Genomic DNA, 22,368 nt, shown 5'->3' with positions numbered 1-22,368 from the left:
CTGATTCACAAATGGATCGGGGCCCGGATCGCCATTCGTCGATGTGCTGTTAACCCTTTGTTGCATTCGGGTTGGGCCGCACATCTTTCTCGCTTCCTAGCGTCGTCGACGTGCCAGCAAGTACCAGGAAGTCCCTGCGGGTCGCCGTCCTCGCGGATTCCGATACCCGGTGGAAATGGGGCTCGCTCACCGCGAGCCGCGTCTCACCGGCCGAATCGGACATCCGGCTCGACGGCTTCCTGCTGCGCGGCCGTGCCACGCCCACCGCCCGCCAGCTCCAGGAAGTCGGCGTCCGCCCCGACTCGCTCCGCGAGGTCACCGGCGTCGAGTTCCTGCGCGCCATGGGCCGGGAGACGTACGACATCGTCGTGCTCGCCCTCGTCGGCGGTGCCGTCCAGGCGATGCTGCACGGGCTCGGGCGGGCCTGGGACGGCCGGACCCGGCGGCCCGTGGTCGTCACCGGCTACGTGGGCGTCGTGTACGAGAAGCTCGCCGACGGGCTGCTGCTGCGGCACGGCGCGGACCTCGTCCTCGCCAACTCCCGCCAGGACGCCGAGCGTTTCCGCGCCGTGTACGAGGGCGTGGGCGCCGACGCCTCGTCGGTGACGGAGGTGGCACTGCCCTTCCTCGGCGGCGCCGAGCACCGCGGGCACGACCCGTACACGGTCGTCTTCGCGGCCCAGCCCTCCGTGCCGGAGAGCCGCAAGGACCGTACGTACCTGCTGGACCGCCTGATCCGGCACGCACGGCTGCACCCGGACCGCCAGGTCCTGCTGAAGCTGCGGTCCAGGCCGGGCGAACACACCACGCACATCGAGGAGCTGCCCTACCAGAAGCTGGCGGAGAAGGCCGGTCCGCCCGCCAACTTCCGCCTGGTGTACGGGCACATGGGCGAGGTCCTGGACCGCACCGACCTGCTGGTCACCGTCAGCTCCACCGCGGCCCTGGAGTCCCTGCACCGCCGCGTCCCCACCGTCGTCCTGACCGACCTCGGGATCCGCGAGGCGCTCGGCAACCACCACTTCGTGGGCTCCGGCTGCCTGGCCTCCTGGGACCAGCTCGACGCCGGGTACGAGCCGGCACCCGACCCGGCGTGGGTGGCCCGGCAGGGCGTCGCCGTCGGGGGAGGGACCTACGAGAGGGCCTTCGACCCGGCGCGCGCCCGCATCGGTGAACTGCTCTCCGCCGCCCGGCTCCCGCGGCTCGCGCCCTTCTACACGCCCGTCACCGCGCCCGGTTACCTGCCCGGCATCCTCGCCCGCCACCACCTCGCCCCCGACGGCAGCCCGCTGCCCGGCGCACCCGCCGCCGACAAGGAGCCCAGCCCCGTACGGCAGATCGTGCGGCGCGCGGCCCGCGGCGCCTACCGCCACGGCGTCCAGCGCGTGGCGCCCGTCATCCGGCGGATGGGGGAGCTGTGAGCACCCCCGTCCCCTCCCAAGGAGTACAGCTGATGTCCCACCCGGAAGCGGGCCAACCGGCGCCCCCGCGCCGCGTGCTCGCGGTGATCCCCGCGCGCGGCGGCTCCAAGGGAGTCCCCGCGAAGAACCTCGCCCCGGTCGGCGGCGTGCCGCTGGTGGCGCGTGCCGTGCGCGCATGCCGCTCGGCCCGGCTCGTCACCGACGTCGTGGTCTCCACCGACGACACCGCGATCGCCGCGGCCGCCCGCTCGGCCGGCGCCGAGGTCGTCCTGCGGCCCGCCGCCATCGCCGGCGACACCGCGACCTCCGAGGCCGCCGTCCTGCACGCCATGGAAGCCCACGAGGCGCTGCACGGCAGCACGGTCGACGTCGTCCTGCTCGTCCAGTGCACCAGCCCGTTCATCGTCCGCGAGGACATCGACGGAGTCGTCCGCGCGGTCGTCGAGAAGGGCGCGGACACGGCGCTGACCGTGGCCCCCTTCCACGGCTTCGTGTGGCGCGACGGCGACGACGAGCCCGCCGCCCAGGCCCCGGCCGGCCCCGGGCGCACCGCTGCCGCGGGCGGTACGGACACCCTGCTCGCCGGCACCGCCACCAGCGGCGGCTACGGCATCAACCACGACAAGTCCTTCCGCCCGCGCCGCCAGGACCGCCCCCAGGACCTCCTGGAGACCGGCGCCGTCTACGGCATGGACGCGGCCGGCTTCCGCACCGCCGGACACCGCTTCTTCGGCCGTACGGAACTCGTCCGCACCGACCCCGCCCGGGTGCTGGAGATCGACGACCCGCACGACCTCGCCCGCGCCCGGGCCCTGGCCCCGCTCTTCGACACGGGCCGGCCCGGCGCCCTCCCGACCGCCTCCGACATCGACGCGGTCGTCCTCGACTTCGACGGCACCCAGACCGACGACCGGGTGCTGATCGACTCCGACGGACGGGAGTTCGTCTCCGTGCACCGCGGGGACGGCCTCGGTGTCGCAGCCCTGCGCCGCAGCGGCCTGTCGATGCTGATCCTGTCCACGGAACAGAACCCGGTCGTCGCCGCCCGGGCCAGGAAGCTCAAGATCCCGGTCCTGCACGGCATCGACCGGAAAGACCTCGCACTGAAGCAGTGGTGCGAGGAGCAGGGCATCGCGCCGGAGCGCGTGCTCTACGTCGGCAACGACGTCAACGACCTCCCGTGCTTCGCCCTCGTCGGCTGGCCCGTGGCGGTCGCGAGCGCCCACGACGTCGTGCGCGGCGCCGCACGCGCGGTCACCACCGTCCCCGGTGGCGACGGCGCGATCCGAGAGATCGCCAGCTGGATCCTCGGCCCTTCTCTCGACTCCCTCGACAAGTAAGGAACGTCTCCACCATGAGCTCCAACTCCCGCCTCCGCACCTTCGGTTCGAAGACCGCCGGCCCCGGCCACCCCGTCTACATCACCGGCGAGATCGGCATCAACCACAACGGTGACCTGGACAACGCCTTCAAGCTGATCGACGTGGCCGCCGAGGCCGGCTGTGACGCCGTCAAGTTCCAGAAGCGCACCCCGGAGATCTGCACCCCGCGCGACCAGTGGGACATCGAGCGCGACACCCCCTGGGGCCGCATGACCTACATCGACTACCGCCACCGCGTGGAGTTCGGCGAGGACGAGTACCGCCAGATCGACGAGCACTGCAGGAAGCGCGGCATCGACTGGTTCGCCTCCCCGTGGGACACCGAGGCCGTCGCCTTCCTGGAGAAGTTCGACGTGCCCGCCCACAAGGTCGCCTCCGCGTCGCTGACGGACGACGAGCTGCTGCGCGCCCTGCGCGCCACCGGCCGCACGGTCATCCTCTCCACCGGCATGTCGACCCCGAAGCAGATCCGGCACGCCGTCGAGGTCCTCGGCAGCGACAACATCCTGCTCTGCCACGCCACGTCGACGTACCCGGCCAAGGCCGAGGAGCTCAACCTCCGCGTCATCAACACCCTCCAGGCCGAGTACCCGAACGTGCCGATCGGCTACTCCGGCCACGAGACGGGCCTGCAGACCACGCTCGCCGCGGTCGCCCTCGGCGCCACCTTCGTCGAGCGCCACATCACCCTCGACCGCGCCATGTGGGGCTCCGACCAGGCGGCCTCCGTCGAGCCGCAGGGCCTGACCCGCCTCGTCCGCGACATCCGCACCATCGAGGCCTCCCTCGGCGACGGCGTCAAGAAGGTGTACGAGTCCGAGCTCGGCCCGATGAAGAAGCTGCGCCGGGTCTCGGGCGTCGTCGCGGAGGCGGAGATCGCCGCGGCGGCGGGCGAGCCGGTCACGGTCTGATCCCTCTCCCCACTTCCACCCTCACGGAAGCGACGGTCGTACGTCGATGAGCCCCCGCGCCGGTCTTGCCGGCACCCGCCCGAAGAAGCCGGACACCCTCGCGTTCGTCGAGAGCCCGGTGCAACTCCTCAACGTGCTGGAGTGGGCCCACACCCAGGGCCTGCGCACGCGGGAGGGCACTGCTCCGGCACCCGGCGCGGGGCTCACGCTCGTCGTCCTGTCCCCGACCGACCCGATGACCCGGGGACAGCTGCGCCGCATGGCGGAACTGGCCCGCGACGAGGGCTACGAGGTCCGGTGGGAGGAGGCGCGGGGCGGCACGACGGCCCCCTTCCACACGATCGGCGGCCTCGTCCCGCTGCTCCGCAGGGCCCGCCGGATAGTCATGGGAGACCCCTTCTCCCGTTACGTGCAGCTGCTGCTGACCATTACCCGCGCCCGCGACCTGGTGGTCGTGGACGACGGCACGGCGACGATGGAGTTCGTCGCCCAGCTCGGCCGCGGGGAGCGCCTGGTGCGCTGGCACCGGCGGGGCGGCCGGCCCGGCCCGCGCGACGTGCTGTTCGCCCCGGTGTCCGCCTCCGCCCGCCGCCGGCTGACCCCCACCGGCCACCGCTCGGTCGAGGTCTTCTCCTCCATGCCGATCGAATCGGCGCCCGACGGTGTCCGCGTCACGGACAACGACTTCGCCTGGACCCGGGCGCGCTTCGGCCCGCCGCGCATCACCAGGAGTGCCGACCTGGTGGGCACCTCCCTCGTGGAGACCGGCGTGGTCGACCCGGACCGCTACCTCGGCGCGGTCCGCTCCCTCACCAAGGCGCACGGCGCGACGCGCTACTTCGCCCACCGGCGCGAGAGCCCCGAGAAGCTCCGCCGCCTCGCCGCCGAGACGGGCCTGGAGATCGTCCGGCCCGACCTCCCGCTCGAACTGATCGCCCGCCGGGGCCCCATCGGGCGCACCATCCTGAGCTTCCCCTCGACCGTGGTCCACACGCTGCCGCTGGCCCTGGCCGGCACCGAGGTCCGTGTCGCCGTCTGTGACATCGACCCCACCTGGCTCACCGAGAACGCCTCCCCCCGGGCCCAGGGCTTCCTGTCCGGGGTGACCGGCACGGCCAAGGACGTCCACCGCCTCTCCGCGACGGCCCACCCGAGCCCGGCGTAGGCCGGCAGTCGCGGGAGTGGCCGCCCGTCTTCACGCTCTGTCCGGTTCCGGTCGCGGATCTGGAGTGTGACTCGGTCGTCGCTGGAGGCCGGGGAGGGGTGCGCGCGAAGTGTGGCACCGTGGAGTACGGGAATGGGCTCGGACACCCCGGGCGTTGTTCCCTGAGTGGGACTCCGCGGGTCAAGTGCCCGCGGAGCGGTTCGAGAACCGGCCGCCCGACCCGGCGGCGAGGTCGATGGAGACCGAAGGGCCTGATCAGAGGGCCTGGTTCAAGATCCAGCCGCCCGGAAAGCCGGGCGAGTTTACCCACCCCGGCCAATACCTATGCGCCGGGCGGCCAGGTTTTCTTCCCCTAACGGGTTGAAGTTTTGTTGATCGTGGGTCGGCTGGCCGCCCGATCGCCCTACCCTTCAGAGGGTGAACCAACTGATGTCCCGAGAGTCCGAGGCCGACAAGCCCGGGGAAGCAGTGCTTCCCGGCGCGCTGCCCGAGGCACTGCGCGCCGAGCTCGTGGCCTTCCGCCGCGACCTGCACATGCACCCGGAGCTCGGCAACCAGGAGTTCCGTACGACCGCGGCGGTCAAGGCCCGCCTGGAGCGGGCCGGTCTCGAGCCGCGCGTCCTCAGCGGCGGCACGGGACTCGTCTGCGACATCGGTCTCGGGGAGGGCGGACGGCACGACGCCCGCCCCATGCTCGCCCTGCGCGCCGACCTCGACGCGCTGCCCATCCCGGACACCAAGGCCGACTGCGCCTACCGGTCGACCGTCCCGGACCGCGCCCACGCCTGCGGCCACGACGTGCACACCACCGTCGTGCTCGGCGCCGGCCTGGTCCTCGCCGAGCTGCACCGCACCGGGCGGCTGCCCTGCCCCGTGCGGCTGATCTTCCAGCCCGCCGAGGAGGTCCTGCCCGGCGGCGCGCTCGACGCCATCGAGTCCGGGGCCCTGGAGGGCGTCGGACGGATCATCGCCGTGCACTGCGACCCGAAGGTGGACGCGGGGCGCATCGGCCTGCGGCACGGTCCCATCACGTCCGCGTGCGACCGGCTCGAAGTGGCGCTGGACGGCGCCGGCGGGCACACCGCGCGCCCCCACCTCACCACGGACCTCGTGACCGCCGTCGCCCGCGTCGCCACCGACGTCCCGGCGGTGGTCGCCCGCCGCATCGACGCGCGCAGCGGACTCTCCGTGACCTGGGGACGTATCGAGTCCGGCCACGCGTGCAACGTGATCCCGCAGCACGCCGAGCTGTCCGGGACGGTGCGCTGCCTGGACCTCGAGGCCTGGCGGCAGGCCCCCGACCTGCTGCACGCGGCGATCGACGAGATCGCCACCCTGCACCGGGCGAAGTCCGAGATCAACTACGTCCGCGGCGTCCCCCCGGTCGTCAACGACCCGATCGTCGCCGACCTGCTGCGGGACGCCATGACCGCCCGGCTCGGACCGCACTCCGTCGAGGACACCACGCAGAGCCTGGGCGGCGAGGACTTCTCCTGGTACCTGGAGCAGGTGCCGGGCGCCATGGCCCGCCTCGGGGTGCGCACGCCCGGCGAGCGCGGCGGCCGTGACCTGCATCAGGGCGACTTCGACGCGGACGAATCGGCGATCAAGGTGGGCGTGGAGCTCTTCACGGCCGCCGCGCTGCTCGACGCGAAGGCGTGAGCGCCGGGCCGGTGACGGACGCCGGCCCGGTGAGCGACGCCGGCCGGCGACCGACGCCCGCCGGTGAGCGGCGGGCCGAATCCTCCCGCGACACGCGTGGCCCACCCCGGTCGCGTCGCCCGCCCTCCCGCAGTACTTTGAGCACGGCTGGAAACAGCCACTCGCGCCGTCACGCAGACTTCACCCCCGCACGCAGAGCGTGGCGGCCGCGAGCGGCGTTGCATCCAGGAAGCGCACCATTCGCGCCCATGGTTCACCCGGACGTAACCGGCCATCGGCACGAATGGGTAACGGCCGGGGGAACCCCGTTCCCTCCACGGTCTACGCGCGTTAATGTGCGCCGAACTCAGCACCCACTGCGGGGCTTTGGAGAAGGGGAACTTCGGATGCGTCGTATTTCCAGCCTGACCCGTGTCGCGGTGGGGGTCGCGTCGCTCGCACTCGCGGCCACGGCCTGCGGCGGTACCAGTGACGAGGGTGACAGCGGCGAGAGCAAGGGGGACAAGGGTCTCGCCATCGCGTACGACGTCGGCGGCAAGGGCGACCAGTCCTTCAACGACGCCGCGTTCGCGGGCCTGGAGAAGGCGCGGAAGGAGTTCGGCTACAAGACGGCGGACATCGAGCCCACCGACGGTGAGACGGACGCCGACAAGGAGCAGCGCCTCGCCTCGCTGGCCAAGCAGGGCTACAACCCCGTCATCGGCGTCGGCTTCGCCTACGGCCCCGCGATGGAGAAGGTCGCGGCGAAGTACCCGAAGACCAGCTTCGGCATCGTGGACTCCGTGGTCGAGGGCAAGAACGTGGCGTCCCTCGTCTTCGCCGAGCAGGAGGCCTCCTACCTCGCCGGTGTCGCCGCCGCGAAGGCCACCAAGACGAACACGGTCGGCTTCGTGGGCGGCGTGGACGTCCCGCTGATCCACAAGTTCGAGGCGGGTTACAAGCAGGGCGTCCAGGACACCAACCCGAAGGTCAAGGTGCTGTCCCAGTACCTCACCCAGACCGCGGAGGAGGGTGGCTTCTCCAGCCCCGACAAGGGCAAGGCCGCAGCCGAGGGCCAGATCGAGAAGAAGGCCGACGTCCTCTACGCCGCGGCCGGTCTGTCCGGCCAGGGCGTGATCGAGGCCGCCGCGAAGAACAAGGTCTGGGCGATCGGCGTCGACTCCGACCAGTACAAGCAGAAGCCGCTGGCCGCCTACAAGGACTACATCCTGACCTCCGCGCTCAAGGACGTCGGCGGTTCGGTGTACGCGCTGGCCAAGTCGGTCCACGACGACAAGCCGCTGACCGGCACGCAGACGTTCGACCTCAAGGTCGACGGCGTCGGTCTCGCCGACAGCAACCCGAAGATGGCCGAGGTCCCCGGCCTCACCGACGCCGTGGCCAAGGCCAAGGAAGGCATCACCGCGGGCACCATCAAGGTCAAGTCCGAGTAGTCGGGTGACGGGCTCCGGCCCGTCGTCGCCCGAACGGGCGAACACCACCGAAGCGGTACGGAGCGGGCGGGCACCCTGGGTGCCCGCCCGCTTCCGTATGCCGCCCGGCAGGTCACCCACCGCCACCGTCCCTTTGCGGTCGGCAAGGCTCCGGGCGGTGAAACAGGTGGCATCGGGCACAGCCGCATAACAAGGTGGACAGAAGGGGTTTTCTAGAAGGTCTACGCGCGTTAATCTGCGGCGAAGCCAGCGCCGAAGACGATCCGCCAGGCGCTGTAAGACAGGAGCACAACACATGCGCCGGGTTCCCCGCATCGCGCTCGCAGGCGCTGCGACCGCCTCTCTCGCCCTCGCCCTCTCCGCGTGCGGAGGCACCTCGACCTCCGGCTCGTCGGAGTCGAAGGGTGACAAGGGCCTCGCCATCGCCTACGACGTCGGCGGCAAGGGCGACCAGTCCTTCAACGACGCCGCGTTCGCCGGCCTCAAGAAGGCGCAGAGCGAGTTCGGCTACAAGACCGCGGACCTCGAGCCCACCGACGGCGAGACGGACGCGGACAAGACCCAGCGCCTGGTCTCGCTGGCCAAGCAGGGCTACAACCCGGTCATAGGCATCGGCTACGCCTACGCGCCCGCCGTCGAGGAGGCCGCGGCCAAGTACCCCGACACCACCTTCGGCATCGTCGACGACTCCACGATCGAGGCGAAGAACGTCGCGGACCTGGTCTTCTCCGAGCAGGAGGCCTCCTACCTCGCGGGCGTCGCCGCCGCGAAGGCCACCAAGACGAACACGGTCGGCTTCGTGGGCGGTGTGGACATCCCGCTGATCCACAAGTTCCAGGCCGGCTTCGAGCAGGGCGTCAAGGACACCGCCCCCAAGGTCAAGGTGCTGTCCCAGTACCTCACCCAGACCGCGGACGAGGGCGGCTTCTCCAGCCCCGACAAGGGCAAGACGGCCGCCGAGGGCCAGATCGAGAAGAAGGCGGACGTCGTCTACGCGGCGGCCGGCCTGTCCGGTCAGGGCGTCATCGAGGCCGCTTCCGCCAACAAGGTGTGGGCGATCGGCGTCGACTCCGACCAGTACAAGCAGGAAGCCCTCGGCAAGTACAAGGGTGCCATCCTGACCTCCGCGACCAAGGACGTCGCGAAGGCGGTGTACAACCTCGCGAAGTCGGTCGAGGACGGCAAGCCCGAGACCGGTATCGTCAGGGGCGATCTGAAGTCCGGTGAGGTGGGTCTCGCCGACTCCAACCCGCAGTACAAGAGCAACACCGCTGTCCAGGACGCCGTCAAGGCGGCCGAGCAGAAGATCATCAGCGGCGAGATCAAGGTCAAGTCCAGCTGACGAGCAGGACCTCAGGAGCAGCTGTGCGGCCCCGGACGAGGTGCGAGCGGGTGCTCCACGCCCCCCGCGCCTCTCCGGAGCCGCTCAGTATCCGCGGGGTTGCGTCCGCTCGACGGGACACGGGGAGCCTCGCCCCCGTGTCCCGTCGCCGCGGCGCGTCGCCCCTTTCGTTGCCGTAGGGGCGCTACGCGCGTAGACGACCCCCTTTCCCTCAGGAGAGTGCGCCATCAACGCGTCCAGCAGCCCTCCGGCCGACGCGGTCAACGGTCAGCTGACCGCTGTCGAACTCGCCGGGATCACCAAGCGCTTTCCCGGCGTCGTGGCCAACCACGACATCCACCTCAACGTCCGCAAGGGCACGGTCCACGCCCTCGTCGGTGAGAACGGTGCCGGCAAGTCGACGCTGATGAAGATCCTCTACGGCATGCAGAAGCCGGACGAGGGGACCATCGCCGTCGACGGCACGCAGGTCACGTTCTCGTCGCCCGCCGACGCCATCGCCCGCGGCATCGGCATGGTCCACCAGCACTTCATGCTCGCCGACAACCTCACGGTCCTGGAGAACGTCGTCCTGGGCAGCGAGAAGCTGTACGGCATCGGCGGCAAGGCCCGCCGCAAGATCCTGGAGCTCTCCGAGCGGTACGGCCTCGGCATCCGCCCCGACGTCCTCGTCGAGGAACTCGGCGTCGCCGACCGCCAGCGCGTGGAGATCCTCAAGGTCCTCTACCGAGGCGCCCGCATCCTCATCCTGGACGAGCCCACCGCGGTGCTCGTCCCGCAGGAGGTCGACGCGCTCTTCGCCAACCTGCGCGAGCTCAAGTCCGAGGGCCTGTCGGTCATCTTCATCTCGCACAAGCTGGGCGAGGTCCTCTCGGTCGCCGACGACATCACGGTGATCCGCCGCGGTACGACGGTGGGGACGGCCGTCCCGTCCGAGACCACCCCGCGCCAGCTCGCCGAACTGATGGTGGGCAGCGAACTGCCGACGCCGGAGACCGCGGAGTCCACGGTCACCGACCGGCCGGTCCTGACGGTGCGGGACCTGCGCCTGGTCGCCCCCGGCGGCAAGGCGCTCCTCGACGACATCAGCTTCACCATCCACGCGGGCGAGGTCCTCGGCCTCGCCGGCGTCGAGGGCAACGGCCAGACCGAGCTCATCGAGGCGCTGATCGGCCTCAAGAGCGCCGACTCCGGCACCATCACCCTGGCCGAGGAGGAGATCACCTCCTGGGCCACCCGCAGGCGCCGCGAGCAGGGCATCGGCTACATCCCCGAGGACCGCCACCGGCACGGCCTGCTCCTGGAGGCCCCCCTCTGGGAGAACCGCATCCTCGGCCACGTCACCGAGCGGCCCAACGCGAAGGGTGTCTGGCTGGACCCCAAGGGCGCCCAGGCCGACACCCGCCGGATCGTCGAGGAGTACGACGTCCGCACCCCCGGCATCGACGTGACCGCGGCCTCCCTCTCCGGCGGCAACCAGCAGAAGCTGATCGTCGGCCGCGAGATGAGCCACAAGCCGCGCTTCCTGATCGCCGCCCACCCGACCCGCGGCGTGGACGTCGGCGCGCAGGCCCAGATCTGGGACCAGATCCGCGCGGCCCGCAGGGAAGGCCTCGCCGTCCTGCTGATCTCCGCCGACCTGGACGAGCTGATCGGTCTCTCCGACACGCTCCGGGTGATCTACAACGGCAAGCTGGTCGCGGACGCCGACCCGGCGACCATCACCCCGGAGGAACTCGGCTCGGCCATGACCGGCGCCGCCTCCGGACACCTCGAGAACGAAGAGCTCGCAGAGCAGCTCGAAGAGCAGGCAGACGCCCCCGAAGACGAGGCCCGCTGATGAAGAAGTTCGACAAGGAGCGCGTGCTCCTCGCGGTGGCCGGACCGGTCATCGCGCTCGTCGTGGCCGTGGCGCTGACCTCGGTCGTGCTGCTCGCCTCGGGGAAGAACCCGATCGAGCCGTACACGCTCATGTTCGAGCAGGCCACGTTCTCCGACATCCAGGTCCTGATCCTCAACCAGGCCTCGATGTACTACATCGCGGCGCTCGCGGTGGCCATCGGCTTCCGCATGAACCTGTTCAACATCGGTGTGGACGGGCAGTACCAGCTCGCCGCCATGATGGCCGCGATCGTCGGCGCGCACGTCGCGCTGCCGGCCGCGCTGCAGATCCCGCTGCTGATCCTGACCGCGATCCTCACCGGCGCCTTCTGGTCCGGCATCGCCGGTGTCCTCAAGGTCACCCGGGGCGTCAGCGAGGTCGTCGCGACGATCATGCTCAACGCGATCGCCACCGCCCTCATCGCCTACCTGTGGCTGCCCGACGTCTTCGGCGTCAAGGTCGGCAACAACAACACCACCGGCGAGATGCACGAGTCGGGCTGGGTGCCCGGATTCGGCATGGGCGACGCCGGAGAGATCTACGGCATGGTGGTCCTCGCCGTGCTGCTCGGCATCGGCTACTGGATCGTCCTCAACCGCACCCGCTTCGGCTTCGACCTGCGCGCCTCTGGCGCCTCGGAGAGCGCCGCCGCGGCCAGCGGCGTGGACCCCAAGCGCATGGTGCTCACCGCCATGCTGGTCTCCGGCGGCATGGCGGGCCTCGCGGGCCTGCCGATCCTGCTCGGCGCCACGCACACGTTCAGCCTGAACTTCCCGACCGGCATCGGCTTCCTCGGTATCGGCATCGCCCTGCTCGGCCGCAACAGCCCGACGGGCATCGCCTTCGCGGCCCTGCTCTGGGCCTGGCTGGACAAGGCATCGCCCGAGCTCGACTTCCACGGGTACGACAAGGAGATCGCGGTCATCATGCAGGGCCTGATCGTGATCGCGGTCGTCGTCTCGTACGAGGCCGTGCGCGAGTGGGGTCTGCGCCGCCAGCAGCGCCGCGTCGGCGCGGAACTCGCCGCGGGCCACGTCCTCGGCGCCTCCTCTGACCACAACACCGAGAAGGAGGTGGCGGGCCGATGACCACCGCAACCGCTGTCAACCAGCCCTCGCTGCAGCCCGCGGCACCCGGCGGCCGCCGGCTCTCGCTCCCCGTCCTGCTGCTCGTCATCGCGGGCGGCCTGGCGCTGACCTCGATCGTCCGCATCATCACCGGCGCCGACGGCATCACCAACGTCAGCCAGATGTCCACCGCGCTCCAGCTCGCCGTGCCGATCGGCCTGGCCGGTCTCGGCGGTCTGTGGTCCGAGCGCGCGGGCGTCGTCAACATCGGCCTCGAGGGCATGATGATCCTCGGCACCTGGTTCGGCGCCTGGGCCGGCTACCAGTGGGGCCCGTGGACCGGCGTGCTGGTCGGCATCGCCGGCGGCGCGATCGGCGGTCTGCTGCACGCGATCGTGACGATCACCTTCAACGTCAACCACATCGTCTCCGGTGTGGCCATCAACATCCTGGCGCTCGGTGCCACCCGCTACCTCGCCCCGCTCGCCTTCGAGGGCGTCCAGGGCGGTTCGGCGAAGCAGTCCCCGCCGGTCGAGTCGCTCGGCCACTTCACCGTGCCCGGACTCTCCGACTGGCTCACCACCCTCAACGGCAAGGGCTGGTTCTTCGTCTCGGACGTCGCGGGCCTGCTCGGCGGCCTGGTCACCAACGTCTCCTGGCTGACCCTGCTCGCCATCGCGCTGATCCCCGCCACCTGGTGGATCCTGTGGCGCACCGCGTTCGGCCTGCGGCTGCGCTCCTGCGGCGAGAACCCGGTCGCGGCCGAGTCGCTCGGAGTCAACGTCTACAAGTACAAGTACCTGGCCGTCATCATCTCCGGCGGTCTGGCCGGCCTCGGCGGCGTGTTCCTGTCGATCGTCGCCAACCCCTTCTACCTGGAGGGGCAGACCAGTGGCCGCGGCTACATCGGTCTCGCCGCGATGATCTTCGGCAACTGGATGCCGGGCGGCCTCGCCCTCGGCGCGGGCCTGTTCGGCTACACCGACAGCCTCAACCTGCGCGGCGGCTCCGCCAACGTCCACGCACTGCTGCTGCTCGGCGCGATCCTGCTGGTCATCGGTGCCGTCTGGCTGGTGGTCCGCAAGCAGTACGTACCGGCCGTGATCACCTTCCTCGTCGGCGTCCTGGTCTTCGCCTGGTACGCCGGCACCAACGAGGTGCCGAACCAGGTCGTGTCCGCCACGCCGTACGTCATCACGCTGATCGTGCTGTCGCTGTCCGCGCAGCGGCTGCGGATGCCGAAGGCGGACGGCCTGCCGTACCGGAAGGGGCAGGGCAAGTGACGTCGGCCGAGAGCGCTCCCGGGTCCGGCTCCGGGAGCGGCGGGTCCGAGGTCGACTGGGACGCCCTGCGCGAGACCGCCCGGGACGCCATGTCCCGGGCGTACGCCCCCTACTCGGGCTACCCGGTCGGGGTCGCGGCCCTCGTCGACGACGGGCGGACGGTCTCCGGCTGCAACGTCGAGAACGCCTCGTACGGGCTCGGGCTGTGCGCCGAGTGCGGTCTGGTCTCGCAGCTCCAGAACACCGGCGGCGGCCGGCTGACCCACTTCACGTGCGTCGACGGGCGCGGCGAGATCCTGGTGCCGTGCGGGCGCTGCCGGCAGCTGCTCTTCGAGTTCGGCGGGCCCGGCCTGCTGCTGGAGACCCCGGCGGGCATCCTGCCGCTCTCCGAGATGCTCCCGCAGGCCTTCGGCCCCGAGCACCTCACCAAGTAACTCCTCCGCGGCCCCTCCGGACTGTCCGGAGGGGCCGCTGCTCCTCGGAAGGAAAGTCATGGCCATGGACGCCATCTCCGTCATCCGCACCAAGCGGGACCGCGGTGAGTTCAGCGACGAGCAGATCGACTGGGTCATCGACGCGTACACCCGCGGCGAGGTCGCCGACTACCAGATGGCCGCCCTCAACATGGCGATCCTGCTCAACGGCATGAACCGCCGCGAGATCGCCCGCTGGACCGCCGCGATGATCGCCTCGGGCGAGCGCATGGACTTCTCCTCGCTGTCCCGCCCGACCGCCGACAAGCACTCCACCGGCGGCGTCGGCGACAAGATCACGCTGCCGCTCGCACCCCTGGTCGCGGCCTGCGGCGCGGCGGTCCCGCAGCTGTCCGGGCGCGGCCTCGGCCACACCGGCGGCACCCTCGACAAGCTGGAGTCGATCCCCGGCTGGCGGGCGCTGCTCTCCAACGAGGAGATGCTGGCCGTCCTGGACGGCGTGGGCTCGGTCATCTGCGCGGCCGGCGACGGTCTCGCCCCCGCCGACAAGAAGCTGTACGCCCTGCGCGACGTCACGGGCACCGTCGAGGCCATCCCGCTGATCGCCTCCTCGATCATGTCGAAGAAGATCGCCGAGGGCACCGGTTCGCTGGTCCTGGACGTGAAGGTCGGCACCGGCGCCTTCATGAAGACCATCGAGGACGCCCGCGAACTCGCCTCCACGATGGTCGGCCTCGGCACCGACCACGGCGTGAAGACGGTCGCGCTGCTGACCGACATGTCGACCCCGCTCGGTCTGACGGCCGGCAACGCCCTGGAGGTCCGCGAGTCGGTCGAGGTCCTGGCCGGCGGCGGCCCCGCGGACGTCGTCGAGCTCACCCTCGCGCTGGCCCGCGAGATGCTCGACGCGGCGGGCGTGAAGGACGCCGACCCGGCCAAGGCGCTCGCCGACGGCTCCGCGATGGACGCCTGGCGCCGCATGATCGCTGCGCAGGGCGGCGACCCGGACGCGCCCCTGCCGACCTCGCGCGAGCAGCACGTCGTCAAGGCCCCGTCCTCCGGTGTCCTGACCCGCCTCGACGCGTACGACATCGGCGTGGGCGCCTGGCGCCTGGGCGCCGGACGCGCCCGCAAGGAGGACCCGGTCCAGGCCGCCGCCGGTATCGAGCTGCACGCCAAGCCGGGCGAGACGGTCACGGCGGGCCAGCCGCTGCTGACCCTGCACACGGACACGCCCGAGCGCTTCGCGTACGCCCTGGAGGCGGTGGAGGGCTCGTACGACATCGCGGCGGCGGGCACGGACTTCACGCCGACCCCGATCGTGCTGGAGCGGATCGCCTGACCCGGACGTTCCCGGAAGGGGCCGGTGCCTTCGGGCACCGGCCCCTTTCTCCTGCGCACCCCTCTCGCCCGTGTGCGGACCCGTCAGCCCAGCAGCGCCGCGACCACCACCAGCACCGGCACCGACAGGACCGTCGACAGCAGGATCGACTCGCGGGCGAGCACCTCGCCGGTCCCGTAGCGGGAGGCGTAGGTGAAGAGGTTCTGCGCGGCGGGCAGCGCCGAGGTGACGACGACGTCGAGCAGCGGCGCACCCGTGAGCCCGAAGACCCCCGCGGCCAGCGCCCAGGCCACCAACGGCTGGCCCAGCGACTTCAGGGCGACGGACAGCAGCACCGGATGGCGGTCGGGACCCCGGCCGGGCAGCGTGCTGCCGCACAGCGAGATGCCGAACGCCAGCAGCACCGCGGGCACCGACATGTTCCCGATCAGCGTGAGCGGGTCGAGGACCGGACCCGGCACCCTCAGTCCGCTCGCCGACACCGCGACCCCGGCGAGGGAGCCCGCCGCGACCGGGTTGCGCAGCGGTGTGACGAGCCGCTGCCACCACGGGCCCTTCGCGTCCCGGCCCGCCAGGTCCAGCACCGTCAGCGCGACCGGTGTCACGCCGATCAGCTGGAACAGCAGCACGGGCGCCACGAGCGACGCGTCCCCGAGGACGTACACCGCGATCGGGATGCCGAGGTTGCCCGAGTTGACGTAGCTGGAGCACAGGGCGCCGATGGTCGTCCGCCCGACGCCCCAGCGCCGTACGACACCCACCGCGACGAAGACGCCGGCGGCCACGGCCGTGCTCATCGCCGTGACCAGCAGCCGGCTGGAGAAGACCACCGACAGGTCGGCCCCGGCGAGTGTCGTGAACAGCAGCGCCGGGGAGGCCACGTGGAAGGCGAGCTTCGTCAGTACCTCGCGCCCGCTCTCACCGAGGTGGCCGCGGCGGCCGATCACATAGCCGACCGCGATGACGACGGCGATGACGCCGAAGCCCGTCAGCACCCCTCGCACGGCACCCCCCACAGGGCGAAGAGGGCGTCGGGTATCGCAGGGGGAGTCGGTTCACGGAGCACGCGCCCCACCCTCCGGGGCCGCCGGGTCCCCGGTCAACGTGATCCCTGCCGCGGGCGCGCGGCACCGGCGGGGACGGCCTCCGATGAGTTCCGTGCCCGCCGCCGGTCTACTGAAGGTGGACACCACGACACCCGCCGTCATCGCGCTGCCGGGCCCGGTCACCCGTGACCAGGTGCCCCGGCTCTGCGACCGCGTGCGCGCACAGCTGGAGGCGACCGGGACCGGGGTCGTGGTCTGCGACGTCGCGGGTCTCGGGCCGCCGGGCCTGACCGCCGTCGACGCCCTGGCCAGGATGGAACTCACCGCCCGGCGGGCCGGCGGGCGGATACGGCTGCGGAACGCCGACCCGGCGCTGCGCGCGCTACTCGACCTGGTCGGCCTCCGCTTCGAGTCGGAGCGGCAGCCCGAACAGCGGGAACCAGCGGGCGGTGTCCAGGAAGCAGTGGAACCCGGTGATCCGCCCCTTTGAGATCTCCAGCGCCTGCACCGCCCACGGCACGAAGCCGCCCGACTCCGGGTCCGGCTTGTACTGGGCGAAGCCCGGCAGGCCGTTGACCTCGACCGGCACCAGACGCGAGCCCGCGCAGGGCGCGCCCAGTGTCGTCATGAAGCCGGTGATGTCGTCCGTGCCGCGCAGCCACAGGTCGAACGGCGGCATCGTCATGATCGCGTCTTCGTGCAGCAGGGCCGTCAGCGCGGTCATGTCGTACCCCTCGAAGGCGGCGACGTAGCGCTCCAGGAGTCTCTGCTGCTCCTCGTCCAGGGGGTCGGAGACGGCGGCCTCGGAGCCGTCGGCCGCGGTCTCGGCGAGGGTCGCGCGAGCCCGCTGGAGCGCGCTGTTGACCGAGGCGACCGTGGTGCCGAGCAGCTCGGCGACCTCGCTCGCCCGCCACGCGAGGACCTCGCGCAGGATCAGGACGGCCCGCTGCTTGGGCGGCAGCTGCTGGAGCGTGGCCATGAAGGCGAGGCGCACCGACTCCTTCGCGACCGCCGCCTCGGCCGGGTCGCTGACCGCGGGCAGTACGCGCCCGTCCGGCATCGGCTCCAGCCAGGTGTGGTCCGGGCGCGGGTTCAGCGCGGCCTGGGCGAGCGGGGAGGGAGCCGTCAGATCCATGGGGCGGGCTCTGCGGTTGCCCGCGTTCAGCATGTCGAGGCAGACGTTCGTGGCGATCCGGTAGAGCCAGGAGCGCATCGAGGAGCGGCCCTCGAACTTGTCGTAGCTGCGCCAGGCGCGGACCATCGTGTCCTGCACCGCGTCCTCGGCCTCGAAGGAGGAGCCGAGCATCCGGTAGCAGTACCCGGTGAGCTCGACTCGGTGCTTCTCCAGCCGGACGTCCAGGTCCGCCGTCGTCGCCGTACCTTCACTCATCGCCAACCCACCCCTGTGGCTCCGTCCGTCGCACCTTCGCGCGCCAGCACTTCGGAAGCTACCGCAGCCCACTGACAATGGCCCGCGGAGCGGGGAAGTCCCAGGTGGGAAGGGGGGTACGGGCGCATCGTCCGCAGGGGGGACGCTCAGCAGGTCAGGGCAGGCCCGCGGCGGGCCCGGACGCGGGCCGCGTGGGAGCCGAGCACCGTGACGGACACGACGCCGAGCACCGCGAGCAGACCGATCCCCACCGTGCCGGCCCAGCCGCCCGCGTGGAAGGCGACGGCGCCGAGCGTGCTGCCCGCGCTGGAACCCACGTAGTACGCGGACTGGTAGAGCGCCGAGGCCTGGGCACGGCCGTGCGTGGCCGTGTGGCTCACCGCGGAGGACGCGACCGCGTGGCCCGCGAAGAAGCCCGCGGTGATCAGGACCAGGCCGAGCAGGACGAGGGGCAGGGAGCCGGCCAGGGACAGCAGCAGACCGGACGCGGTCGTGCCGCCCGCCAGGTACAGCGAGCCGCGCCGGCCCAGCCGGGCGACCAGCCGGCCCGCCGTGGACGCCGAGACCGTACCGACGAGGTACACCAGGAAGACCGAGCCGACGATGCCCTGCGGGAGCGAGAACGGCGCCTCGGTGAGGCGGTAGCCGATGACCGTGTAGACCCCGCCGAAGACCGTCATGAACAGCGCGCCGATCGCGTACAGCCTGCGCAGCAGCGGGTTCGCGAGGTGGCCGCGGACCGTGCGGGCCAGGACGCGGGGCCGCAGGGATCCGGGAGTGAAGTGCCGCGGGGCCGGGAGCAGCAGCCGGAAGGCGACCGCGCAGGCCACCGCGAGCAGGCCGATCACGCCGACGGCGACCCGCCAGCCCCACTCCTGCGCGACCCAGCCGGTGATGACCCGGCCGCTCATTCCGCCGACACTGTTGCCCGCCACGAACAGACCGATCGCGGTGATCAGCGCCTTGGGCCGGACCTCCTCGGCCAGGTACGCGGTCGCCGACGCGGGCAGTCCCGCCAGCGCCGCGCCCTGCACGGCCCGCAGTGCCACCAGCGCGCCGAGCGAGGGCGCGAAGGGGACCAGCAGACCGACGGACACGGCGACCGCCAGGGACGCCGTCATCATCGTCCGCCGCCCGAACCGCTCCGACAGCGCGCTCATCGGCAGCACGAACAGCGCCAGCGCGCCGGTCGCGGCCGACACCGTCCAGCTCGCCTCGCTCGCGCTGACGCCGAAGTCGCCGGAGACGAGCGGGAGGAGGGCCTGCGTCGAGTAGAGGAGCGCGAAGGTCGCCACGCCCGCGAGGAACAGGGCGAGGCTCATCCGGCGGTAGCCGGGGCCGCCCGGGGCCAGGCGGGAGTCGGGAGCGGGAACGGTCGGGACGGCGCCCACGGGGGTGGACGCCTCGGTACTGGCGGAAGGCATGCTCCGAAACTAGGCAGTCCGCATTCATCCGTCCAATGCACGGAAACCGCATAATCGTTCCCATGGTGCATCAGCAGAGGTCAGAGGCTCACCTGTCACCGTCCAGTGACACAGAAGACATCGTGGCGGTGCTCGCCCCGCGGCTCGCGTACTTCGCCGGGGTCGCCCGCACCGAGCACGTGACGCGGGCCGCGCAGGAGATGCAGGTGCCGCAGTCGACGTTGTCGCGGGCGATGGTCCGCCTGGAACAGGACCTCGGGGTGGAGCTGTTCGCCCGCCGCGGCCGGACGGTCTCGCTCACCCCGGCCGGCCGTACGTTCCTCGGCTCCGTCGAACGCGCCCTCGCCGAGATCGAGCGCGCCGCCGACGAGGTGCGCGCCGACGCCGACCCCGCCACCGGCAAGGTCGCCTTCGGGTTCCTGCACACCATGGGCTCCGAGACGGTGCCCGCCCTCATCCGCGCCTTCCGCGCCGACCACCCGCGCGTCCGCTTCAGCCTCGTCCAGAACTACGGCGAGGCGATGCTCGAGCGGCTGCGCTCCGGTGAGCTGGACCTGTGCCTGACGTCGCCGGTGCCGGACGCGCCCGACCTCGTCAGCCGCCGCCTCGACGAGCAGAAGCTGCGGCTCGTGGTGCCCGCCGACCACGCGCTGGCCGCCCGCAGGCGGATCCGTCTCGCCGAGGCGGCCGACGAGACCTTCGTGACCCTCGAATCCGGCTACGGGCTGCGCCGCATCACCGACGACCTCTGCCGGCAGGCGGGGTTCAGGCCGCGGATCGCCTTCGAGGGCGAGGAGGCCGAGACGCTGCGCGGGCTGGTGGCGGCGGGCCTCGGAGTCGCCCTGCTGCCGCCACCGGCCGTGCCCCGCCCGGGAGTTGTCGAACTGACCGTCACCGCGCCGCGCGCGGCCCGCGAGATCGGCGTCGCCTGGCTCGACGGCCACCCGGACACGCCGCCGGTGGCGGCCTTCAAGAAGTTCCTGCTGTCCCGCCGCGGGCACCTCCTGCCGGACTGACGACCCCGCCCGCAGCGCCGCCGCGTGGTCGTACGGGACGCGGCACCGGCGGAGCGCGAACGCCCGGTCCGGGGCCGCCTACCGGCGCAGGGACCGGCCGAACCCGGCGGCCAGCGGCATCCGCAGGCCCAGCGGCGGCGGCGCGGCGAACGCGTCCCGCACCGGGCGGGAGAAGCCCCGCGCGAACAGCGCGCCCATGACGAAGTCCTCCGCGAGCGCGCGGACTTCGTTCCGGTGCTGGTGCAGCGAGTGTCCGTCCGAGTGGACCTCGAAGCGGCAGATGTCGCGGTGGGCCTTCTTCGCGCGCGCCGCGAGCCGGAACGACAGCTCCGGGTCCGTGCGTTCGTCGTTCGTGCCGTGCACGATCAGGACCCGTCGTCCGGCCAGGTGCTTCACCGGTTCGGGCGGCGCGGCCACGTCCTCCTCCGGCAGCCAAGGGGCTATCGCCAGCACGGAGTTGACGGCCGGGTGCCCGGCCGCGCGCAGCGCCGCGCGGGCGCCCATGTCCACTCCGGCGAGGCAGACGGGGACGTCGCCGTAGCGGCGTACGACCTCGTCGGCCGCCCAGGACGCGTCGTGCGCCAGGTGCGCCTCGGTGCCGTTCCAGCCGCGGTAGCGGTAGTGCACCACGTGCGTGGCCAGGCCCTCGGTGCGTGCCGCCCGGGTGAGGCGGCGTCCCAGTGCCCGTACGGTCGCCGCCGCCAGGGGGGACGGCTTCCGGCCGGAGGTCTCGTCGCCGCCCGGGAGCAGCAGCACCACCCCGCCCACCGCCGTCGGTTCCGGGCCGAGCGCCCGCCCCAGCCGGGCCCTGCGAACCGGCGTCGCTTGCTGTGCCATGACAGAACAGTGTCAGAAGCAAGGGTGTACGCCATCCGTCCAGGGGGTCACCGTTGGGTATCGACGGATCGTCACGCCGAGAGATCTACGCGCGTAGGCATTAGAGTGCGGAAATGACGAGCCAGCACCCGAACACCCCGAGCTCGGAGCAGATCCGCCGGGCGCCCAAGGTCCTGCTGCACGACCACCTCGACGGGGGCCTGCGCCCCGGCACCATCGTCGACCTGGCCCGGGAGACGGGCTACGCCGGTCTCCCCGAGTCCGACCCCGGCAAACTCGGCACCTGGTTCCGCGAGGCCGCCGACTCCGGGTCCCTGGAGCGGTATCTGGAGACCTTCGCGCACACCTGCGCCGTCATGCAGACCCGTGAGGCGCTGGTCCGGATCGCCGCCGAGTGCGCCGAGGACCTCGCCGAGGACGGTGTCGTCTACGCCGAGGTCCGGTACGCGCCCGAACAGCACCTGGAGGCAGGGCTCACCCTCGAAGAGGTCGTCGAGGCCGTCAACGAGGGCTTCCGGGAGGGCGAGAAGCGGGCCCGGGAGAACGGGCACCGGATCCGGGTGGGCGCCCTGCTCACCGCCATGCGGCACGCGGCCCGCGCCCTGGAGATCGCCGAACTGGCCAACCGGTACCGCGACCTGGGCGTCGTCGGCTTCGACATCGCCGGCGCGGAGGCCGGGTTCCCGCCCACCCGGCACCTCGACGCGTTCGAGTACCTCAAGCGCGAGAACAACCACTTCACCATCCACGCGGGCGAGGCCTTCGGGCTCCCCTCGATCTGGCAGGCGCTCCAGTGGTGCGGTGCCGACCGGCTCGGTCACGGGGTGCGGATCATCGACGACATCGAGGTCCGCGAGGACGGCTCGGTGCAGCTGGGGCGTCTCGCCTCGTACGTGCGGGACAAGCGCATCCCGCTGGAGCTGTGCCCCAGCTCCAACCTCCAGACCGGCGCCGCCGACTCCTACGCCGCCCACCCCATCGGGCTGCTGCGGCGGCTCCACTTCCGGGCGACCGTCAACACCGACAACCGCCTCATGTCCGGTACCAGCATGAGCCGGGAATTCGAGCACCTGGTCGAGGCGTTCGGTTATTCACTCGACGACATGCAGTGGTTCTCGGTCAATGCTATGAAATCAGCATTCATTCCTTTCGATGAACGACTGGCCATGATCAATGACGTGATCAAGCCCGGTTATGCCGAGCTGAAATCCGAATGGCTGTTCCAGCAGACCTTCTCCACCAGCGGTTCTGCGGGTAACTGAGGGCTGAGGAAATCGTTGGGAAGCGGCCGGGAATGCGTGACCCGGCCGCTTTTCGATGTTTGCGGCCCG

19 protein-coding genes are annotated in these 22,368 nt (G+C 71.7%); 15 read left to right on the top strand and 4 right to left on the bottom strand.

The window, feature by feature from the left end; genetic code table 11:
- The first annotated feature begins 110 nt into the window (after nucleotides 1-110).
- The 12 genes from ACFYP4_RS23290 to ACFYP4_RS23235 all read left to right on the top strand — a co-directional run bounded on the left by ACFYP4_RS23290 (nucleotide 111) and on the right by ACFYP4_RS23235 (nucleotide 15,324).
- Nucleotides 111-1,421 (top strand): DUF6716 putative glycosyltransferase, encoded by a 1,311-nt coding sequence (locus ACFYP4_RS23290; RefSeq protein WP_388787694.1) that lies wholly within the window; start codon nucleotides 111-113, stop codon nucleotides 1,419-1,421.
- A gap of 32 nt (nucleotides 1,422-1,453) precedes the next feature.
- Nucleotides 1,454-2,761 (top strand): cytidylyltransferase domain-containing protein, encoded by a 1,308-nt coding sequence (locus tag ACFYP4_RS23285; protein WP_388787691.1) that lies wholly within the window; start codon nucleotides 1,454-1,456, stop codon nucleotides 2,759-2,761.
- Between the two features lie 14 nt (nucleotides 2,762-2,775).
- Entirely contained in the window at nucleotides 2,776-3,714 is a 939-nt protein-coding gene (locus ACFYP4_RS23280; RefSeq protein WP_358854381.1) for an N-acetylneuraminate synthase family protein, read from the top strand.
- 46 nt (nucleotides 3,715-3,760) lie between these two features.
- Entirely contained in the window at nucleotides 3,761-4,879 is a 1,119-nt protein-coding gene (locus tag ACFYP4_RS23275; RefSeq protein WP_358854382.1) for a hypothetical protein, read from the top strand.
- A 429-nt stretch (nucleotides 4,880-5,308) separates the two neighbouring features.
- Complete coding sequence (locus ACFYP4_RS23270; RefSeq protein ID WP_358854387.1) at nucleotides 5,309-6,541, top strand: amidohydrolase; 1,233 nt, start codon at nucleotides 5,309-5,311, stop codon at nucleotides 6,539-6,541.
- A 386-nt stretch (nucleotides 6,542-6,927) separates the two neighbouring features.
- Nucleotides 6,928-7,974, top strand: coding sequence for a BMP family ABC transporter substrate-binding protein (locus ACFYP4_RS23265; RefSeq protein ID WP_358854383.1), 1,047 nt, complete (start codon nucleotides 6,928-6,930; stop codon nucleotides 7,972-7,974).
- A gap of 295 nt (nucleotides 7,975-8,269) precedes the next feature.
- Nucleotides 8,270-9,316 (top strand): BMP family protein, encoded by a 1,047-nt coding sequence (locus ACFYP4_RS23260; protein ID WP_388787686.1) that lies wholly within the window; start codon nucleotides 8,270-8,272, stop codon nucleotides 9,314-9,316.
- 271 nt (nucleotides 9,317-9,587) lie between these two features.
- Nucleotides 9,588-11,156 (top strand): ABC transporter ATP-binding protein, encoded by a 1,569-nt coding sequence (locus ACFYP4_RS23255; protein ID WP_358854950.1) that lies wholly within the window; start codon nucleotides 9,588-9,590, stop codon nucleotides 11,154-11,156.
- Nucleotides 11,156-12,286 (top strand): ABC transporter permease, encoded by a 1,131-nt coding sequence (locus ACFYP4_RS23250; RefSeq protein WP_358854947.1) that lies wholly within the window; start codon nucleotides 11,156-11,158, stop codon nucleotides 12,284-12,286. Before ACFYP4_RS23255 ends, ACFYP4_RS23250 begins: the two co-directional genes overlap by 1 nt.
- On the top strand, nucleotides 12,283-13,548 hold the full coding sequence (locus tag ACFYP4_RS23245; protein ID WP_358854946.1) for an ABC transporter permease: 1,266 nt from the start codon (nucleotides 12,283-12,285) through the stop codon (nucleotides 13,546-13,548). Before ACFYP4_RS23250 ends, ACFYP4_RS23245 begins: the two co-directional genes overlap by 4 nt.
- A complete protein-coding gene (locus ACFYP4_RS23240; RefSeq protein ID WP_358854945.1) occupies nucleotides 13,545-13,982 on the top strand; it encodes a cytidine deaminase in 438 nt (145 codons plus the stop codon). Before ACFYP4_RS23245 ends, ACFYP4_RS23240 begins: the two co-directional genes overlap by 4 nt.
- A 58-nt stretch (nucleotides 13,983-14,040) precedes the next feature.
- Nucleotides 14,041-15,324: a thymidine phosphorylase gene (locus tag ACFYP4_RS23235; protein ID WP_388787681.1), complete on the top strand. Its 1,284-nt coding sequence runs from the start codon at nucleotides 14,041-14,043 to the stop codon at nucleotides 15,322-15,324.
- An 83-nt stretch (nucleotides 15,325-15,407) separates the two neighbouring features.
- Here the strand turns inward: ACFYP4_RS23235 and ACFYP4_RS23230 are convergent, their stop codons facing one another.
- Nucleotides 15,408-16,328 (bottom strand): AEC family transporter, encoded by a 921-nt coding sequence (locus tag ACFYP4_RS23230; protein ID WP_358854943.1) that lies wholly within the window; start codon nucleotides 16,326-16,328, stop codon nucleotides 15,408-15,410.
- A gap of 145 nt (nucleotides 16,329-16,473) precedes the next feature.
- Here ACFYP4_RS23230 and ACFYP4_RS23225 point away from each other — a divergent pair, with 145 nt between their 5' ends.
- Nucleotides 16,474-16,860: an STAS domain-containing protein gene (locus tag ACFYP4_RS23225; protein ID WP_358854942.1), complete on the top strand. Its 387-nt coding sequence runs from the start codon at nucleotides 16,474-16,476 to the stop codon at nucleotides 16,858-16,860.
- Here the strand turns inward: ACFYP4_RS23225 and ACFYP4_RS23220 are convergent.
- Together ACFYP4_RS23220 and ACFYP4_RS23215 are read right to left on the bottom strand one after the other, a co-directional pair.
- A complete protein-coding gene (locus ACFYP4_RS23220) occupies nucleotides 16,753-17,760 on the bottom strand; it encodes a sigma-70 family RNA polymerase sigma factor (protein ID WP_358854941.1) in 1,008 nt (335 codons plus the stop codon). The genes ACFYP4_RS23225 and ACFYP4_RS23220 overlap by 108 nt on opposite strands.
- A gap of 146 nt (nucleotides 17,761-17,906) precedes the next feature.
- Nucleotides 17,907-19,184, bottom strand: coding sequence for an MFS transporter (locus tag ACFYP4_RS23215; protein ID WP_388787677.1), 1,278 nt, complete (start codon nucleotides 19,182-19,184; stop codon nucleotides 17,907-17,909).
- A gap of 62 nt (nucleotides 19,185-19,246) precedes the next feature.
- On the opposite strand from ACFYP4_RS23215, the gene ACFYP4_RS23210 reads away from it, so the two are divergent.
- Nucleotides 19,247-20,200: a LysR substrate-binding domain-containing protein gene (locus ACFYP4_RS23210; RefSeq protein WP_358854939.1), complete on the top strand. Its 954-nt coding sequence runs from the start codon at nucleotides 19,247-19,249 to the stop codon at nucleotides 20,198-20,200.
- A gap of 78 nt (nucleotides 20,201-20,278) precedes the next feature.
- Here ACFYP4_RS23210 and ACFYP4_RS23205 read toward each other — a convergent pair whose 3' ends face one another.
- A complete protein-coding gene (locus ACFYP4_RS23205; RefSeq protein WP_358854938.1) occupies nucleotides 20,279-21,037 on the bottom strand; it encodes a prolyl oligopeptidase family serine peptidase in 759 nt (252 codons plus the stop codon).
- Nucleotides 21,038-21,150: 113 nt separating this feature from the next.
- Between ACFYP4_RS23205 and ACFYP4_RS23200 the strand changes: the two genes are divergently transcribed.
- Nucleotides 21,151-22,299 (top strand): adenosine deaminase, encoded by a 1,149-nt coding sequence (locus ACFYP4_RS23200; protein ID WP_358854937.1) that lies wholly within the window; start codon nucleotides 21,151-21,153, stop codon nucleotides 22,297-22,299.
- Nucleotides 22,300-22,368 lie beyond the last annotated feature (69 nt).

Source organism: Streptomyces sp. NPDC005551, assembly GCF_042871785.1.
Taxonomy (GTDB): Bacteria; Actinomycetota; Actinomycetes; order Streptomycetales; family Streptomycetaceae; genus Streptomyces.
The sequence above is the reverse complement of the archived record's forward strand: the minus strand, read 5'-3'. Positions and strand labels throughout refer to the sequence as shown.

Excerpts from the sequence above, each read along its gene's own strand:
- ACFYP4_RS23265 (WP_358854383.1), top strand. The coding sequence starts at position 6,928 with ATGCGTCGTATTTCCAGCCTGACCCGTGTCGCGGTGGGGGTCGCGTCG.
- ACFYP4_RS23270 (WP_358854387.1), top strand. The coding sequence starts at position 5,309 with ATGTCCCGAGAGTCCGAGGCCGACAAGCCCGGGGAAGCAGTGCTTCCC.
- ACFYP4_RS23260 (WP_388787686.1), top strand. The coding sequence starts at position 8,270 with ATGCGCCGGGTTCCCCGCATCGCGCTCGCAGGCGCTGCGACCGCCTCT.
- ACFYP4_RS23220 (WP_358854941.1), bottom strand. The coding sequence starts at position 17,760 with ATGAGTGAAGGTACGGCGACGACGGCGGACCTGGACGTCCGGCTGGAG.
- ACFYP4_RS23225 (WP_358854942.1), top strand. The coding sequence starts at position 16,474 with ATGAGTTCCGTGCCCGCCGCCGGTCTACTGAAGGTGGACACCACGACA.
- ACFYP4_RS23205 (WP_358854938.1), bottom strand. The coding sequence starts at position 21,037 with ATGGCACAGCAAGCGACGCCGGTTCGCAGGGCCCGGCTGGGGCGGGCG.
- ACFYP4_RS23200 (WP_358854937.1), top strand. The coding sequence starts at position 21,151 with ATGACGAGCCAGCACCCGAACACCCCGAGCTCGGAGCAGATCCGCCGG.
- ACFYP4_RS23235 (WP_388787681.1), top strand. The coding sequence starts at position 14,041 with ATGGCCATGGACGCCATCTCCGTCATCCGCACCAAGCGGGACCGCGGT.
- ACFYP4_RS23215 (WP_388787677.1), bottom strand. The coding sequence starts at position 19,184 with ATGCCTTCCGCCAGTACCGAGGCGTCCACCCCCGTGGGCGCCGTCCCG.
- ACFYP4_RS23210 (WP_358854939.1), top strand. The coding sequence starts at position 19,247 with ATGGTGCATCAGCAGAGGTCAGAGGCTCACCTGTCACCGTCCAGTGAC.
- ACFYP4_RS23280 (WP_358854381.1), top strand. The coding sequence starts at position 2,776 with ATGAGCTCCAACTCCCGCCTCCGCACCTTCGGTTCGAAGACCGCCGGC.
- ACFYP4_RS23250 (WP_358854947.1), top strand. The coding sequence starts at position 11,156 with ATGAAGAAGTTCGACAAGGAGCGCGTGCTCCTCGCGGTGGCCGGACCG.
- ACFYP4_RS23245 (WP_358854946.1), top strand. The coding sequence starts at position 12,283 with ATGACCACCGCAACCGCTGTCAACCAGCCCTCGCTGCAGCCCGCGGCA.
- ACFYP4_RS23285 (WP_388787691.1), top strand. The coding sequence starts at position 1,454 with ATGTCCCACCCGGAAGCGGGCCAACCGGCGCCCCCGCGCCGCGTGCTC.
- ACFYP4_RS23275 (WP_358854382.1), top strand. The coding sequence starts at position 3,761 with ATGAGCCCCCGCGCCGGTCTTGCCGGCACCCGCCCGAAGAAGCCGGAC.